The organism is Brevundimonas albigilva (assembly GCF_023573565.1).
Classification (GTDB): Bacteria; Pseudomonadota; Alphaproteobacteria; order Caulobacterales; family Caulobacteraceae; genus Brevundimonas; species Brevundimonas albigilva.
Genome location: NZ_CP097649.1, coordinates 1,091,763 through 1,107,616 on the forward strand (window position 1 = coordinate 1,091,763; position 15,854 = coordinate 1,107,616).

The following is a 15,854-nucleotide window of genomic DNA, read 5'->3' on the forward strand; positions in this document are numbered from 1 at the left end:
GATCATGATCACCCTGGTCAGCCCCAGCCTGCCGTACGGCTTCGCCAAGCGTCACGGCGTCCTGCTGCTGGACGCCGGGGAGATCGCGCGCGTGGGCGTCCGCGAGGGGGCCGACCCGATCGCGCTGATCGAGGCGCGGCGCGCCCTGGGCCGCCCCCTGTCGGTGGAGCCGCTGAGCCCCGCCGCCTTCGACCGGCAACTGTCGGAAATCTACGCCGGGGACCACCTGAACGCCGCCGACGACGACCTGGAGATGCCGGCCGGGCTGGACAGCCTGATCGACGACATCCCCGCCGCCGCCGACCTGCTGGACACGGCCGACGACGCGCCGGTCATCCGCCTGATCAACGGGATCATCGCCGAGGCGGTGCGGGCCGGGGCCTCGGACATCCACCTGGAAACCTACGAGTCGGCGCTGGTGGTGCGGATGCGGATCGACGGCGTGCTGCGCGAGGCGCTGAGCCTCAATCCCCGCATCGCGCCCTTGCTGGTGTCGCGCATCAAGGTCATGGCGCGGCTGGACATCGCCGAGAAGCGCATTCCGCAGGACGGCCGCATCCCCCTGGCCCTGGGCGGCAAGACGCTGGACGTGCGGGTGTCGACCCTGCCGTCGCGAGGGGGCGAGCGGGTGGTGCTGCGCATCCTGGACAAGGATCAGGCCGGCCTGACGCTGGACCGGCTGGGCATGGCGGACGACGCCCTGGCGGCCTTCCGCGCCGCCCTGGCCGAACCCAACGGGATCATCCTGGTCACGGGACCGACCGGCTCGGGCAAGACCACCAGCCTCTACGCCGGCCTGGCGCTGCTGAACGACGGCGCGCGCAACATCCTGACGGTCGAGGACCCGGTCGAATACGCCATCGACGGCGTCAGCCAGACCCAGGTGAACCCCAAGGTCGGCATGACCTTCGCCGCCGGCCTGCGCGCCATCCTGCGCCAGGATCCGGACGTGGTCATGGTCGGCGAGATCCGGGACGTGGAGACGGCGGGCGTCGCCGTCCAGGCGTCTCTGACCGGGCACCTGGTGCTGTCGACGGTCCACACCAACGATGCGGCGGGCGCCGTGACCCGTCTGCGCGACATGGGGATCGAGCCCTTCCTGCTGGCCTCGACCCTGCGGCTGGTCGTGGCCCAGCGGCTGGTGCGGCGGCTGTGCCCGCATTGCCGCATGGCCGAAAAGGCCGACGAGCCGAGCGCCCGGCTGATCGGCGCCAAGGCGGGCGTGACGATCTGGCGGCCGCACGGCTGCGCCCACTGCGCCGACACCGGCTATATCGGCCGGGTCGGCCTGTACGAGGTGCTCAAGGTCACCGACAAGGTCCGCCGCCTGATCGCCGCCGAGGCCGGCGAGGACGCCCTGGTCGAGGCCGCCTTCAAGCAGGGCGGAACCCTGTCGGACCGGGCGCGCGACCTGGTGCTGGCGGGCGTCACCTCGGTCGAGGAGGCGGTCCGCGTCGCCCGGCAGGAAACCGCGACCGATCCGGCGGAGGCGGCCTGATGGCGGCGTTCGACTATGTGGCCGTCGACGGCGCGGGCCGTACGGTCTCGGGCGCCCTGGACGCCGCCGACGAGGCCGCCGCCCGGGGCCTGCTGGGGCGGCGCCGGCTGATGCCGCTGGAGGTCACGCCCGCCCGCATGGCGGCGCGGGGGGATCGCCCGGCGCGGTCCGGCGGCCGGTTGTCGGCCAAGGCCCTGGCCCTGACCACCCGCCAGCTGGCCACGCTGGTGTCCGTCTCGCCGCTGGAGGAGGCGTTGCGGACGCTGGCGCTGCAGGCCGATCGGCCGGTCGTCCGCCGGGTGCTGGAAGGGGTTCACGCCGGCGTGCTGGAAGGGCGGACCCTGGCGGACGCCATGGGCCAGCATGGCCGCGCCTTCCCGCCGCTGTACCGCGCCATGGTTTCGGCCGGAGAGCGGTCGGGTACGCTGCAACCGATCCTGGAGCGGCTGGCCGACGATATGGAACGCGACCAGCAGGTGCGCGGCAAGGTCGTCACCGCCCTGGTCTATCCGGCCGTCCTGGCGGTCGTCGCCCTGGGCGTGGTGACGGCGCTGATGGTCTTCGTCGTGCCCAAGGTGGTCGACCAGTTCGACAGCATGAACCAGACCCTGCCGCTGCTGACGCGCCTGGTCATCGGCCTGTCCGACGTCATGCGCACCTGGGGCTGGCTGATCGTGCTGGGCCTGGCGGGCCTGGTCGCGGGCGGCGTCATGGCCCTGAGGAACCCCGGTCTTCGCCTGCGCTTCGACCGCTGGCGGCTGCGCGCGCCCCTGGTCGGGCGGCTGACGCGCGACCTGCACGGGGCCAAGATGGCCCGCACCCTGTCGACCATGATCGCCGCCGGCCTGCCGGTGCTGGAAGGGCTGACCATCACGGCCCGCACCGTGTCGAACCACGCCCTGCGTCAGGCGACCGAAAGCATGGCCGAGGCGGTGCGCGAAGGCGGCGGCCTGTCGGCCGCCATGCGCCGCGCCGACGTCTTTCCGCCGATTCTGGTCTATATGGCCGCCTCGGGCGAGAGCAGCGGCCGGCTGGAGCCGATGCTGGAACGCGCCGCCGACTATCTGGAACGCGAGTTCGCCAGTTTCACCGCCGTGATGCTCAGCCTGCTGGAGCCGGCCGTGATCGTGGTGATGGGCGGCGTGGTCGCCCTGATCGTGCTGTCGATCCTGCTGCCCATCCTTCAGATCAACACCCTGGCGATGGGGTGAGGGAGTCGCTCATGTTTTTTGGTCCTACCGCTCGCCGCGCGGCGGCTCGCTGCTTGAGGACGTTCGCCATGGCGCGCCGCCGCGCGGCCCAGCGGGGCGCGACAGGAAATCCCCGCGCTCAAGCCGCGCGCCGCCGCGCGGCGCGCGGTAGCGCAAGAATGAACCGCCAGGGGTTCACCCTGGTGGAGTTGATGGTGGTCATCGTCATCATCGGCCTGTTGGCCACCGTCGTGGCCCTGAACGTCCTGCCCAGCCAGGACAAGGCGATGCTGGGCAAGGCGCGGGCCGACATCTCGGTGCTGGAACAGGCCATCGAGACCTATCGGCTGGACAACCTGACCTTCCCGACCGACCAGCAGGGCCTGCAGGCGCTGGTCTCGCCGCCGTCGGACCTGACCCGACCGGAGCGCTATCGCCAGGGCGGCTATGTGCGGCGCCTGCCGACCGATCCCTGGGGCAACCCCTACCAGTACCGTCGCCGCAGCGCCCACGGCGGCCAGTTCGACGTCTTCTCCTTCGGCGCGGACGGCAAGGCGGGAGGCGAGGGCGATGACGCCGACCTCGGCAACTGGCAGGCCTGACACTGGCGCCCCAGCCGCGCGCCGCTGCGCGGCGAGCGCTGGCGCGAACCAATCCGCCCGCGCTCAAGCCGCGAGCCGCCGCGCGGCGAGCGCTGGCGCAAACCAACCCGCCCGCGCTCAAGCAGCGAGCCGCCGCGCGGCGAGCGCTGGCGCAAACCAACCCGTCCGCGCTCAAGCAGCGAGCCGCCGCGCGGCGAGCGCTAGCGCAAACACAATGCGCGCCGGCTTCACCCTGGTCGAGCTGATGATGACGCTGGTGGTCATCGGCCTGGCGGCGGGGGCGGTGGTGCTGTCCATGCCCGACCCCCGGCCCGCCGTCGGCGAGACGGCCGAGCGGTTCGCCGCCCGCCTGGTTCGCGCGCGCGAGGAGGCCATACTGACCAACCGCATGGTGTCGGCCTCGACCGACGCGCAAGGGTATGCGTTCGCCCGCTTCGACGGCGACGCGTGGACGCCGCTGGACGGCCCGTTCGCGCCCCAGGCGTGGGGCGAGGACGTGCGCGCGCCGCGTCGGGGCGTCCGCATCGTCTTCGACGAGACCGGCGGGGCCGAACCGGCCCAGGTCGAGCTGTCGCGCGAGGGCCAGGTCGTGTCGGTGCGCGTCGACGCCGCCGGAGAGGTGGCGGTCGATGGCTGAACGCGGCGGCTTCACCCTGATCGAGCTTCTGGTCGCGCTGGCGGTCTTCGCCCTGGCGGCGATGGCGCTGCTGAACCTGTCGGGCGAGGGCGTGCGCTCGGCCGCCCGGGTGGAGACGCGGACCCTGGGGGGCGTGGTCGCCGAGAACCTGGCGGTCGAGGCCATGACCGCCCAGAGCCTGCCGACGGGAGAAACCTCGGGCCAGGTCCAGATGGCCGGTCAGGCCTGGCGCTGGCGGCGCACGGTCAGCGGCACGGCCGTGCCGGGTATGGGCCGCATCGACATCGCCGTCTATGACGACGACGGCCTGGCGGCGGATCGCACCCTGTTCCGGAGCGCGGGATCATGAGGCGCGCGCGCGGGGGCTTCACCCTGGTCGAGGTGCTGGTGGCCCTGGCCGTCTTCGCCCTGATCGCGGCGGCGGGCGCCCTGGTGCTGGCGCGCACGATCGACACCCGCTTCATCGTGCACGAGCACGCCGAGCGCATCGCCGAACTGCAAAGGATGCGCGCCCTGCTGAAGGCGGACCTGGCCCAGGCCGCGCCGCGCCGGACCCGCGCGCCGACCGGCCGCCCCCTGCCGCGCGCCCTCATGGGCCAGACGGTTCCCGGCGATCCGGTGCTGACGCTGGTCCGGGCCGGATGGAGCAATCCCGACGGTGCGGCCCGGCCCGGCCTCCAGCGCGTGGAATACCGGGTGGTCGAGAACCGGCTGGAACGGCGCGCCTCGACCTATCTGGACGGCGCGCGGGCCGGTCCGCCGCAGGTGCTGTACCGCGGCGTCAGCGACGTCGCCGTCACCTTCATCCAGGACGGGTCCGAGGCGCCGGCCTTCCTGTCCAGCCGCGACCGGCCCCTGCCGCAGGCGGTTCGGATCGTCATGACGCTGGACGGCCTGGGCCGGGTCGACCAGCTGTTCGCGGTGTCCGCCGGATGAGGCGCGCGGCCGACAGACAGGGGATGGCCCTTCTGACCGTGCTGCTGCTGGTGGCGGTGATGGCGGCGGTGGCCGTGCTGATCCTGGACGACATCCGCTTTTCCGTGCGCCGGACCACCAATGTGGAGACGCAGGCGCAGGCCCAGTGGTACGCCGCCGGCGCCGAGGCCCTGGCGCGCCGCCAGATCGCCGACCTGATGGCCGTCGATCCCGCCCGCACCCCGCTGGAGCCGCGCTGGAACGGGCGCGTGCTCGATTTTCCGATCGACGAGGGCTCGATCCGGGCGGTCGTGACCGACGGCCAGGCCTGTTTCAACCTGAACAGCCTGGTGGTGGGCCAGGACGAGGATCTGGTCGCCAATCCGGAGGCCCAGGCGCGCTTCGTGGCCCTGGGCGCCGCGCTGGGCGCGCCTCGGGGCCGGATGACGGCGCTGGCGGGGGCCCTGACCGACTGGATGGACGGCGACGCCGACGTCTCGCCGGGCGGGGGAGAGGACGCGCGCTACGCCGGCCTGGCCACGCCGTACCGCACCGGCGGCGTCATGCTGGCCGACGTCAGCGAGATGCGCGCCGTGGCCGGCATGGACGAGGCGCTCTATCGCCGCCTGCGCCCGCTGATCTGCGCCCTGCCGGTCAGCGGCGTGTCGCCGATCAACCTGAACACCCTGACGGCGGAGCAGGCGCCCCTGCTGGTCATGATGACCGGCGGCGCCCTGGGGCTGAACCAGGCCAAGGCCGCGATCGCGGCGCGGCCGCCCGGCGGCTGGGCCACGATGGACGCCTTCTGGGCCCAGCCCGCCCTGCGCGGCGTGGCGGCCGACGAGACCATGCGCGGCCAGGCGTCCCTGCTGACCCGCTTTTTCGACCTGCGCGTCGATGTCGACTACGGCGGCGCCCGCGCGGTCCGCACCGCCCTTCTCTACGCCGCCCCCGACGGCGGCGTGCGCACCGTCATCCGACGCTGGATTCCTGAAGAATGACCCAGACCCGCCTCGTCCTGATTCCGCCCACGGCGGCCCTGCCGGCGCCCTTCCTGATCGTCGACCCGCGCGGGCGCGTGCTGCAGCGCGGATCGCTGAGCCTGGAGGCGCCGGATCCGACGCCGGACCTTCGCACCGTGGCGGTGGCGCCCGGCGCGGACGTGCTGGTGCGTTGGCTGGACCTGCCGGTCGGCGGCGCCAACCAGGTGCGGGCCGCCGCGCGCTGGGCCCTGAAGGGCGAACTGGCGGGCGATCCCGAGCGTCTGGCCGTGGCCCTGGGGCCGACCGGGCCGGACGGCGGCCCGCGCCTGGTCGCGGCCGTGTCGAGCGTGCTGCTGGAAGCCTGGCTCGACTATCTGCGGGCGCTGGGCGTCCAGCCGGCGGCCCTGGTTCCCGACTGCCTCACGCCGCCGGTTCCCGAAGCCGAGGGCCAGCTGAACGCCATCCGCTATGGCGGCGACGTCGCCTTGCGGGGCGGGGCCTTCGCCGCCTCGGTGCAGGCCGACCTGGTTGCGGCGGTGGCCGGCGACCGGCGCGTGACCTGGATCGACGGCCAGGAAGCGGTCGAGGACCGGCTGGCGGCGACGGCTCTCCATCCGCCCGTCGATCTGCTGACCGCCCTGGTCCGGCCCCGCGCGGCGTCTCGGGGCGGCTGGCGGCTGGCGGCCGTGCTGGCGGCGGCGGTGGTCGCTTCGCCCCTGGTGCTGACCTTGGCGCACGCCGCGCGCGACAGTCTGGCCGCCGACCGCGCGGACCGGCGAACCCGCGCCCTGATCGCCGAGACCTGGCCCGAGGCGGCGCGCGCCGACGATCCGATCGGCGAGATTCAGCGGCGTCTGTCCGTGGCGCCGCCGCCCGGCGGCTTCACCGCGGGCGCCGCGGCGCTGTTCGCCGCCGTCGAGCAGGTGGAGGGCGCCGAGCTGGACGGCCTGTCGGCCGACCCCGAGCAGGGCCTGCGCGCCACCGTCAGCTATCCGGCGTTCCAGGATCTGGACGCCCTGCGCGCCGCCGTGGAGGCGGGCGGCCTCGGCCTGTCGGACACCAGCACGGTCGAGGACGGCGGCCGCGTGGTCAGCGAAGTCATCGTGGGAGGCCCGGCATGAACCGCCTGACGTCGACGGCCCTGGCCTGGTGGGAGGGTCGCACCCTGCGCGAGCAGCGGATGCTGGCCGTGATGGGACTGGCCGTGCTGGCGGTGCTGGTCTGGCTGGCGGTGGTGCGCCCCGCCTGGGCGTGGCGGGAAGCGGCCGCGCGCGATCGGTTTCGCGCCGAGAACGCCCTGATCCTGGTCCAGCGCGCAGCCCAGCGGGCGCCGTCGGAGGCGGCGGCCGCCGGCGACATCCGCGCGGCGGTCGACGCGGCCAGCGCCCAGGCGGGCGTCACGCCGGTGATGGGCATGGCCGCGGACGGCGCCCTGGGCTTCAGCCTGACCGGCGTCCAGACGGCCGCCGCCTTCGGCTGGCTGTCGGCCCTTCATGACAAGGGCGTCGAGGTCCAGAGCCTCAGCGTGGTCGAGAACGCCGACGCGACCCTGACGGTCGAAGGCTCGCTCGTCTCGCGCTAGGCGCTATTCGGCCGCATGGGGGACGGAGCGGGGACGGGCGCCCCGCGCCAGGTCTTCCGGGGCGAAGTCGTCCACCGCGACCACGTCGGCGACGGCGTCGTCGGCGTCCTTCAGCAGCGCCATCTCCTCGGGCGTCAGCAGGCCCTGTTCGGCCGCCGTGCGCCAATCGCGGATGCGACGCGCCCTCAGCCGGTCGTGGATCGGCTGGGTCCGCACCACCAGGTCGAAGGCCTGCTCCAGCCGGCCCACCGCCTCGTCGCCGATATAGACCCCCTCGGTCAGGCGGTCGCGCGTCGCCGACGGCTCCAGGATCAGGCGGGCGCAGGCGCGCACGGTGTGATCGCGCGGCCCGGTGCGGATGACCCCGAACGGCAGCACGAACACCTTCAGCAGCCAGGCGGCCGGACGGTTGGGGAAGTTGTCCAGGATTTCCTTCAGCCGCCGCTCGATGGTCAGGAAGCCGTCCTGCATCACATAGTCCAGCAGCGGCAGGTCCTCGGCCTGGCGGCCCTCGTCCTCCCAGCGCTTCAGGGCGGCGCTCATCATGTAGAGTTCGGACAGGATGTCGCCGAAGCGGGCCGACAGCATCTCGCGCCGCTTCAGCGATCCGCCCATGGTCAGCAGCGCCATGTCCGAGGCCAGGGCGAAGGCGGCGGCGTAGCGGCCCATGCGGCGATAGTAGCGGCGCGCCGCCCCCCCGGTCGGCGCCTCGCCCAACAGCCCGTCGGTCCAGGCGCTGGTAAAGGCGCGGCGCGCGGTGCGCAGGGTGTGGACGACGTGGGTCCAGAAGACGGCGTCGAATTGGGCCAGGCCCTTCTCCACGTCCTGCTCGGCCAGGGCCTGCATTTCCTTCAGGATATAGGGATGGGCGCGGATCGCCCCCTGGCCGAAGACGATCAGGCTGCGCGTCAGGATGTTGGCGCCCTCGACCGTGATGCCCACCGGCACGGCGCGATAGAAGTTGCCCAGATAGTTGTTCGGCCCGTCGATCACCGCCTTGCCGGCGTGGACGTCCATGGCGTCGTTGGCGGCCACCCGCATCCGCTCGGTCGCGCCATGCTTCATGATGGCCGAGACGACGGACGGGTGATGCCCCAGCGCCAGGCCGGAACAGGTGAAGCGCCGCGCGGCGTCCAGCAGATAGGCGTTGGCGGCGATGCGGGCCAGGCGCTCCTGCACGCCCTCGAACTCGCCGATGGGGATGCGGAACTGCTGGCGCACGCGGGCGTAGGCTCCGGTGGTGCGCGCCGCCAGGGCCGCGCCGGCCGACGACAGCGAGGGCAGGGAGATGCCCCGCCCGGCCGCCAGCGCGGCGTTCAGCATCATCCAGCCCTGGCCGATCCGCTCGCGTCCGCCCAGGACGGCGTCCAGCGGCAGGAAGACGTCATGACCCTCGTTCGGCCCGTTGATGAAGGCCTGCATCGACGGCAGGTGCCGACGGCCGATGGTCACGCCCGGGGTGTCGGTCGGGACCAGGGCGACGGTGATGCCCAGGTTCTCCTCGCCGCCCAGGAGGCCGTCCGGGTCGCGCAGCTTGAACGCCAGCCCCAGCACGGTCGAGATCGGGCCCAGGGTGATGTAGCGCTTTCTCCAGTTCAGCCGCATCCCCAGCACCTTGCGGCCCTGATATTCGCCCTCGCAGATCACGCCCTCGTCGGTCATGGAGGCGGCGTCGGAACCGGCCTCGGGGCTGGTCAGGCCGAAGGCCGGGATTTCACGGCCGTTGGCCAGGCGCGGCAGCCAGTGATCGCGCTGCTCGTCCGTGCCGAACTGCATCAGCAGTTCGCCCGGCCCTAGCGAGTTCGGCACCATCACCGTGACGGCGGCGGAGGTGGAGCGGGTCGAAATCTTCCGGACGACTTCGGAATGGGCGTAGGCCGAGAACTCCAGCCCGCCATAGCGTTTCGGGATGATCATGCCGAAAAAGCGTTCGCGCTTCAGGAAGGCCCAGACCTCCGGCGGCAGATCCTGGTCCTCCCAGGTGATCTTCCAGTCGTCCAGCATGGCGCACAGCCGCTCGACCGGGCCGTCGATGAAGGCCTGCTCGGCTTCGGTCAGCTCGGCGGGCGGAATGTCGAGGAAGGCCTCCCAGTCCGGCGCGCCGGTGAACAGTTCGGCGTCCCACCAGACGTCGCCCGCCTCGATGGCCTCGGCCTCGGTCGCCGACATCTCGGGCAGGACGGTCTTGGCCCAGTGATAGATGGGGCGGGACAGGCGGTCTTTGCGAAAGGACATGAGGGGACTCCAGAGACGTCCCCTCCCAACGGCTGTCATGCGGCCAAGGTTCAGATATTTCGCCCGGACCGCATGACGCAGGACGCCCTAGCCGTGGTGGCCGTCGCCGCCCGGCGTGACCCGGCGGACCTGGGCCTGCACGGTCACGGCCGGCGCCGCGGCGAAGGACAGCGTCAGGGGCACGGTCTCTCCGTCGGTCAGCGGCTGGGTCAACTCCATCAGCATGATGTGGTTTCCGCCCGGCGCCAGGGCGACGGCCTGGCCGGCCGGCAGGGGCAGGCCGCCCTCGATCGGGCCCATCTTCATCATGCCGCCCTCGGTGGTCATCTCGTGGATCTGAAGCTGGGCGGCGCGGGGGGTGGAGCCGCCGGTCAACCGGTCGTCGGTGCGGGCGGTGAAGGTGGCGAAGCATCCGCCGGCCCGCGCGCCGTTCGGCGTCGCGCGACACCAGGCGTCGGTCACGACGACGGCGGCGGCCTGATCCGCGGCGGGCGGGCTCTCGGCGGCGGGCTGGGCGGCGGGCCCGCAGGCCGCGAGCGCGAGCGGGGCGGCGGCCAGGATGAGAAGGCGTTTCATGGTCGGGTCTCCTTTCAGGCGATGACGGACCGGGCGCGCAACCGTCGCATCGCCCAGTCCAGGGACAAGGCGGCGATCAGGCTCAAGCCGGTCAGGGGATAGAGGATCGATAGCGGAATGACGATGCCCAGCACCGCGGCGCGGACGCGCGGGCCGGGCGGCGCGGGCGGGGCGCCCAGGCGCACCTGGCCAAGGCGCGCGCGCGACAGGCTGGGCGGGCGGCGCTTCCACCACATGACCAGCCCGCTGATCGCCAGGACCCAGACGCCGACGCAGCCCAGCAGCATGACGATGCGGTTGATCTGGCCGTACTGCAGGCCCTGGTGCACGGCGACGCCCCATTCGAAGGCCTTGGCGCCGACGCCGAACTGGCTCCAGCGGATGTCGGCCCTCACCGCGCCGGTCTGGCCGTCGACGTACAGGGTGCGGGCGTCCTCGGCCCTGCGCGTCTGGCGCGCCACCGTCCAGGCCAGGTCGGGGCTCTGGGGGATGTTGACGATATAGGGTCGGGGCAGGCCGCCGGCGTCCGCAGTGGCGACGACGCGGCCCAGGCTGGGATCGTGGGCCATGGGGCCGGGCATGACGGCGTGCTCCATCGTCCAGCCCACGCCGGCGGGCGTGTCGTGCGGCTTGGCGTGGCTCCAGGCGCTGGCGGCGGCCGGGGCGGGCGGGCGACCCAGGCCGCTCTCGCGCATCAGGTTCAGGAATCGGTCGCCCCAGACGGCCGACCACGGCATTCCCGTCACCGCCAGGAACAGCACCACCCCGCCGACGTAGAAGCCGGTCAGGGCGTGCAGGTCGCGCCAGAACGGCCGCCGTCGCGCGTCGCCTGTCCTGGGCGCCAGGACCGCCACGCCCGCCCGCCCCCTCGGCCACCACAGATAAAGCCCCGTGGCGAACAGGATGACGGCCCAGCCGGCGACGATCTCGACCACCAGGTTCATCGCCGGGCCGAACAGGCTGAGCGAGTGCAGCCGCTTGATCGTTTCGGTGACGCCGCCATAGGCCGTCACGCCGGTGACGCGGGCGGTGTGGGGGTCGACGAAGACGGTTCGTTGCGATCCGTCGGCGCGGTCGACCCGGACCCGCACGGCCTGGTCCCGCGCCGCCGGAAGCAGCACGTTCGCCGCGCGGCCGCCGCCCGCCTGCGCCGCCGCCGCGGCCCAGGCGTCCGGGTCCGCCTGGGCCGCGCGCGCCGGAACCTGGATCAGGGAGCGATAGACCGTCTGGTCGATCTCGTCCTTGAACAGATAGAGGCCCCCCGTCAGCGCCAGCAGCATCAGGAAGGGCATGACCAGCACGCCCGCATAGAAATGCCAGCGCCAGACGGCCCGGTAGGCGCCGGACAGGTCTCCGGACGCCGGGTTTTCGGTCGCGCTCACCACGTCACCCTCATGCCGACAAACGCCGCCCGGCCTTCGCCCGGCTGATAGACATCCTGCGCCCCCGTGACGCCGTCCACGACCGCGCCCGCGTTCGAGATGTATTTCTCGTTGGTCAGGTTGCGCAGGTCGGCGAAGACGGTCACGCCGCGGGGCAGGTCGATCCCCGCGTTCAGCGACAGCGTGGCGTAGCCGGGGTATTTGACCGTGTTGGCGTAGTCCACGTGGATGTCGCGCGGAACCCACTCGACCGCCGGCGCGACGAACCAGCCGGCCGGATGATCGTATTTCAGTTCGGCGCGATAGGCGTGCTCCGGGATGATCGGCAGCCGGTTGTCCCCATAGACGGGATCGCCGTCGAAGAAGAAGTCGGACCAGGTATAGGTCTGGCGCAGGGTCAGGCGTCCCGGTCCCCCCTCCATCAACCGCCAGTCCAGGCCGGCCTCGATCCCCTGGTGCACGGTGTCGCCGGCGTTGAAGGTCGCGGCCGGAATGTCGGCGGTCACGACATAGTTCAGCAGTTCGCCCTTCAGCGCGGCGCGATAGGCCGAGATGTCGTACCGGAAGGGGCCCCGCCGGCCGCGCGCGCCGATCTCGGCGGTCCAGGCCTTCTGTTCGTCCAGCGGCACGAACTGCGGAACCGGGCTCTGGACCAGGTCGTAGAAGCTGGGCGGCTCCACCGATCGGGTCAGGTTGGCATAGACCTGCGATCCATTGTCGTCCTCCCACAGCAGGCCGATGCGCGGGGCGAACCAGTCGTAGGTCGTGTCGGCGTCGTTCGCCGGGTTCAGATGGTTGTCGAGGTCGCGCCCGGCCCGGCCCCACGAGCCGCCGCCGATGACGGCGAAGCGGTCGGTCACGAACAGGCGGCCTTCGGCGAACACGTCCAAACCGGACGCCTGCTGCAGGGTGTCGCCGATCCTGAACCCGCGCTGGCCGCCGCCGATGTTGGTGAAGACCCGGGCGTCCGTATCGCCCGTGCGGTAGTAGGCCCCGGCGAAGGCGTCCGCGCGCAGGCCCATCAGCCGGCCGTTCCAGTCGAACCGCCCGAACCCGCCATAGGTCCGATAGTGGTTGTCCACCACCACCGGCACCGGGTGGTAAAGGTCCCGGTCGGAGCCATAGATTCCGCCCTCGAACACCAGGCTGTCGCTGAAGCGCCAGCGGGTCTGGAGCGTGGTGCGCAGGGAATCGACGTTGCGGCCATAGTTGAACGACACCGCGCCCGGCGTCGCCGCGCGCGGATTGGTCAACGCATCCTTCTGCGTCGCCCCCGCCGACAGGTCCTGGTCCAGCGCATTGCCCTGCACGATCAGCCGCACCTCGCGATCCTGGCCCAGCTGACGCCCCACGCTGACCGTCAGGCGTTTGCCGTCGGCCTCCTGGTGGTCGCGGAAGCCGTCGCCGCCCGACCAGGTCCCGGCCGCGTACAGGTCCCAGTCGCCGTGACGGCGCGCGCTGGCGGCGTGCAGGCGGCGGGTCTCGAACGATCCCGCCTCAAACCGCAGCAGGTTGTCATAGGGCGTGTTCAGGCCGGTGGGGGTGACGACGTTGATCGCCCCGCCCAGCGCCGCGCCCCCGAAGCGCAGGGCGTTGCCGCCCTTGTACACCTCGGTGTAGCGGGCGATCAGCGGATCAAGTTCCTGGAACTCGCCGAAGCCGTCCGCCGCATTGATCGGCACGCCGTCCTGAGCCAGCAGGACGCCCCGCAGATGCACGCTCTGGCCGATGCCGGAGCCCCGGATCGACAACCGGACCTCCTCGCCCCAGCGGCGCTGAGCGAAGACGCCGGGCACCGAGCGAAGGGTGTCGGACAGGGCCAGGGCGTAGCGGTCCTCGTAACTTTCCGCGGCGACGACGGCGACGGCGCCGGGCGTGCGGCTCAGCCGATCGCGCGCCTCGGCCACGACGGCGGGATCGTCGGGATTGCGCGCGCCGGTGACGATCACCGAATCGACTTCGGCGACGGGCGAGGCGGCCGGGGGCAGGGCCTGGGCCGAGGCCTGGGCCAGGGCATGGGCATGGGCGGGGGCGGCGAGGCTCGCCGCGGCCAGCAGCGCGCACGGCGCCGCGGGGGGTGTGAAAGACATGGGGGTTCCCGAAGGCAGGGTCGATCGGGCGCACGGCGGGGCCGCGCGCGGTTCACGGGTCCGGCTTCAGGCGTGGGGCGGGGCGGTGGAGGGCGGGCGCGGCGGCGCGCGGGCCGGCGGCGGGGGGCTGGCGGCGGCGGGCGCATAGGCTGCGGCCTCCAGGCGGCGGATCAGGCGCGCAGGCTCCGGCGCGGGCGGCGCCGGCAGGGCGGCGGCCAGGGGCGCGACGCAGGCGGCGCACTTGGCCCCCACGTCCTTCCGGACCGGTCCGTCGACGCCGCCGACCTGGATGGTCTGCGGGCCCTCGGCCGAGCAGATGACCAGCGGATGGCCCGGGCGCGCCGCCGCCAGGGCGGCGAACGGCAGCAGGGTGCCGAGCGCGAGCGCGAACACCGCCGCCAGGAAGGCGAGCGATCGGGCGACGGACCAATTGTCGGCCTGGCTGCGGGTCACGGATCGCCTTTAGGGCCTTTCGGCCGCCAGGCCTAGTGCGACGCCTTGGGCGCGCGTCCAAACGCCTCGCGCAACTCGTCCTTGGCGCGTTCCAGCACCTCGACCTGCTTGTCCGGCAGATTTCGGCCCGCGCGGTTTATGTAGAAGGTCAGCATGGACATCGCCGACTGGAACGGCGTGCCCTTCCGGCGATGGCTGTGCTCGGCGCTGCGCTTCAGCGACTGCGCGATCGTCTTGGGATCGTCGGATTCGAACAGGTGCGGCTTCACGTCCAGGGCGTCGCTGGTTTCCGTGACGTGCTGGGACCATTTCTTCGTCGGCATGGCGGGTTCTCCTTGCGAAAGGGGAACACGCCGATGGCGTTAGAGTTCGCCGCGCGCCGCCTGCCGGGGGCTGAACTTCGGCGCGGGGGCCAGGCGCATGACCTCGCCCTGATACCGCTCGTCGTCGCCGACGGCCGCGAAGGGCAGGGCGTCGGCGCAGGCCTGGAGCAGGGCGTTCAGCCACGGCTGCTCGGCCTTGTGGAAGTCGCCCAGCACGTGGGGCATCACCAGATGCTTGTCGCCCGGATGGCCGACGCCCATCCGGGCGCGGCGGAAGTCGGGACCCAGGTGGCTGATCAGGCTGCGGATGCCGTTCTGACCGGCCGCGCCGCCCCCGGTCTTCATGCGAAAGCGGCCGGGCGCCAGGTCGATCTCGTCGTGGAAGACGATGATTTCGCTGGGCTTGATCTTGTAGAAGCGCGCCGCCTCGCCGACCGCGCGGCCGCTTTCGTTCATATAGGTCTGGGGCTTCATCAGCAGGACCTTGACCGGGCCCTCGGCCGTCTCGACCTCGCCTTCGCTGACGATCGACTGGAACTTGGCCCGCTCGGCGCCGAACCGCCAGCGGCGCGCGATCTCGTCGGCCGCCATGAAGCCGATGTTGTGCCGGTTCTTTTCGTACTTCGCGCCCGGATTGCCGAGCCCCGCGATGATGATCATGGCGTCCTCTTGCCGTCTGCGCCGGTCAAAGAAAAGCCCCGCCGCGGCGGACCGGGCGGGGCGTGATCTTGGTGAAGGGCGGGACGCTTAGTCTTCGCTCTTCTCTTCGGTCGCGACCGGAGCGGTCTCGGCGTCGGCGGCTTCATCGGCGGCGGCCGACAGGGCGGCGGACGAGACCTTGATCGTGGCGATCACGAAGTCGCGGTCGGTGATGGTCGGCTCGGCGCCCTGCAGGTCGATGTCCGAGATGCGGATGGTGTCGCCCATCTTGTGGTTCATCAGGTCGACGACCAGCTCTTCCGGGATGCGGTCGGCGCGAACCGACACTTCCACGGCGTGGCGGACGATCTCCAGCGAACCGCCCTGACGGTTGAACGGCGCGTCTTCCAGGTTCTTGAAGTGGACCGGCACCTCGATCTTGATGGTGCCCTTCTCGTCGACGCGCATCAGGTCGAAGTGGACCGGACGGTCCGACACGGGGTCGAACTGCACGTCCTTGGCGATGACCGGCTGGGTCTCGTCGCCGTACTTCAGCGTCACCAGGTGGCCCAGCAGCTTGCCGGTGTAGAGGGACTTCTTGAAGTCCTTCTCGTTCACCGACACGGCGACCGGGGCCTTGTCGCCGCCGTACAGGATGCCGGGCACGCCGCCGGCGCGACGCACGGCGCGGGCGCCGCCGGTGCCGACGCCTTCACGGACGTCCACGTTCAGAATGATCTCGGCCATCT

The 15,854-nt window shown here is 72.2% G+C and carries 17 protein-coding genes; 9 read left to right on the plus strand and 8 right to left on the minus strand.

Translation table 11 applies throughout. The features are described 5' to 3' along the window. Window positions 1-4 precede the first annotated feature (4 nt). From gspE to M8231_RS05475, 9 genes are all read left to right on the plus strand, one after another. Window positions 5-1,498 (plus strand): type II secretion system ATPase GspE, encoded by a 1,494-nt coding sequence (gene gspE / locus M8231_RS05435; RefSeq protein WP_249750882.1) that lies wholly within the window; start codon window positions 5-7, stop codon window positions 1,496-1,498. Further along, window positions 1,498-2,709, plus strand: coding sequence for a type II secretion system inner membrane protein GspF (gspF, locus tag M8231_RS05440; protein WP_249750881.1), 1,212 nt, complete (start codon window positions 1,498-1,500; stop codon window positions 2,707-2,709). The genes gspE and gspF overlap by 1 nt, the downstream gene beginning before the upstream one ends. 158 nt (window positions 2,710-2,867) lie before the next feature. Beyond that, window positions 2,868-3,290, plus strand: coding sequence for a type II secretion system major pseudopilin GspG (gene gspG / locus M8231_RS05445; protein WP_249750880.1), 423 nt, complete (start codon window positions 2,868-2,870; stop codon window positions 3,288-3,290). A gap of 214 nt (window positions 3,291-3,504) precedes the next feature. Next, on the plus strand, window positions 3,505-3,927 hold the full coding sequence (locus M8231_RS05450; RefSeq protein ID WP_249750879.1) for a GspH/FimT family pseudopilin: 423 nt from the start codon (window positions 3,505-3,507) through the stop codon (window positions 3,925-3,927). Beyond that, the gene (gspI, locus tag M8231_RS05455) at window positions 3,920-4,276 is read left to right on the plus strand and encodes a type II secretion system minor pseudopilin GspI (protein ID WP_249750878.1); all 357 of its coding nucleotides are present in this window, start codon (window positions 3,920-3,922) and stop codon (window positions 4,274-4,276) included. Before M8231_RS05450 ends, gspI begins: the two co-directional genes overlap by 8 nt. Continuing rightward, entirely contained in the window at window positions 4,273-4,863 is a 591-nt protein-coding gene (gspJ, locus tag M8231_RS05460) for a type II secretion system minor pseudopilin GspJ (RefSeq protein ID WP_250202411.1), read from the plus strand. The genes gspI and gspJ overlap by 4 nt, the downstream gene beginning before the upstream one ends. A 23-nt stretch (window positions 4,864-4,886) precedes the next feature. Continuing rightward, window positions 4,887-5,843, plus strand: a complete 957-nt coding sequence (gene gspK / locus M8231_RS05465; protein ID WP_250202412.1) for a type II secretion system minor pseudopilin GspK — start codon at window positions 4,887-4,889, stop codon at window positions 5,841-5,843. Beyond that, window positions 5,840-6,946: a type II secretion system protein GspL gene (gene gspL / locus M8231_RS05470; protein ID WP_250202413.1), complete on the plus strand. Its 1,107-nt coding sequence runs from the start codon at window positions 5,840-5,842 to the stop codon at window positions 6,944-6,946. Before gspK ends, gspL begins: the two co-directional genes overlap by 4 nt. Then, window positions 6,943-7,407 carry a type II secretion system protein M gene (locus tag M8231_RS05475; protein WP_249750875.1) on the plus strand — a complete coding sequence of 155 codons (465 nt, stop codon included), beginning with the start codon at window positions 6,943-6,945 and terminating at the stop codon, window positions 7,405-7,407. Before gspL ends, M8231_RS05475 begins: the two co-directional genes overlap by 4 nt. A 3-nt stretch (window positions 7,408-7,410) precedes the next feature. Here M8231_RS05475 and M8231_RS05480 read toward each other — a convergent pair whose 3' ends face one another. The 8 genes from M8231_RS05480 to M8231_RS05515 all read right to left on the minus strand — a co-directional run bounded on the left by M8231_RS05480 (window position 7,411) and on the right by M8231_RS05515 (window position 15,852). Next, window positions 7,411-9,642: an acyl-CoA dehydrogenase gene (locus M8231_RS05480; protein WP_250202414.1), complete on the minus strand. Its 2,232-nt coding sequence runs from the start codon at window positions 9,640-9,642 to the stop codon at window positions 7,411-7,413. Window positions 9,643-9,729: 87 nt separating this feature from the next. Continuing rightward, a complete protein-coding gene (locus M8231_RS05485) occupies window positions 9,730-10,218 on the minus strand; it encodes a copper chaperone PCu(A)C (protein ID WP_250202415.1) in 489 nt (162 codons plus the stop codon). 14 nt (window positions 10,219-10,232) lie between these two features. Continuing rightward, window positions 10,233-11,600 (minus strand): PepSY-associated TM helix domain-containing protein, encoded by a 1,368-nt coding sequence (locus M8231_RS05490; protein WP_249750872.1) that lies wholly within the window; start codon window positions 11,598-11,600, stop codon window positions 10,233-10,235. Then, a complete protein-coding gene (locus M8231_RS05495) occupies window positions 11,597-13,690 on the minus strand; it encodes a TonB-dependent receptor family protein (RefSeq protein ID WP_249750871.1) in 2,094 nt (697 codons plus the stop codon). The genes M8231_RS05490 and M8231_RS05495 overlap by 4 nt, the downstream gene beginning before the upstream one ends. Window positions 13,691-13,756: 66 nt before the next feature. After that, the gene (locus tag M8231_RS05500; RefSeq protein WP_249750870.1) at window positions 13,757-14,143 is read right to left on the minus strand and encodes a hypothetical protein; all 387 of its coding nucleotides are present in this window, start codon (window positions 14,141-14,143) and stop codon (window positions 13,757-13,759) included. A gap of 32 nt (window positions 14,144-14,175) precedes the next feature. Beyond that, window positions 14,176-14,466 (minus strand): DUF3175 domain-containing protein, encoded by a 291-nt coding sequence (locus M8231_RS05505; RefSeq protein ID WP_249750869.1) that lies wholly within the window; start codon window positions 14,464-14,466, stop codon window positions 14,176-14,178. Between the two features lie 39 nt (window positions 14,467-14,505). Next, window positions 14,506-15,126, minus strand: coding sequence for an aminoacyl-tRNA hydrolase (gene pth, locus M8231_RS05510; protein WP_249750868.1), 621 nt, complete (start codon window positions 15,124-15,126; stop codon window positions 14,506-14,508). A gap of 87 nt (window positions 15,127-15,213) precedes the next feature. Further along, window positions 15,214-15,852: a 50S ribosomal protein L25/general stress protein Ctc gene (locus M8231_RS05515; RefSeq protein ID WP_249750867.1), complete on the minus strand. Its 639-nt coding sequence runs from the start codon at window positions 15,850-15,852 to the stop codon at window positions 15,214-15,216. Window positions 15,853-15,854 lie beyond the last annotated feature (2 nt).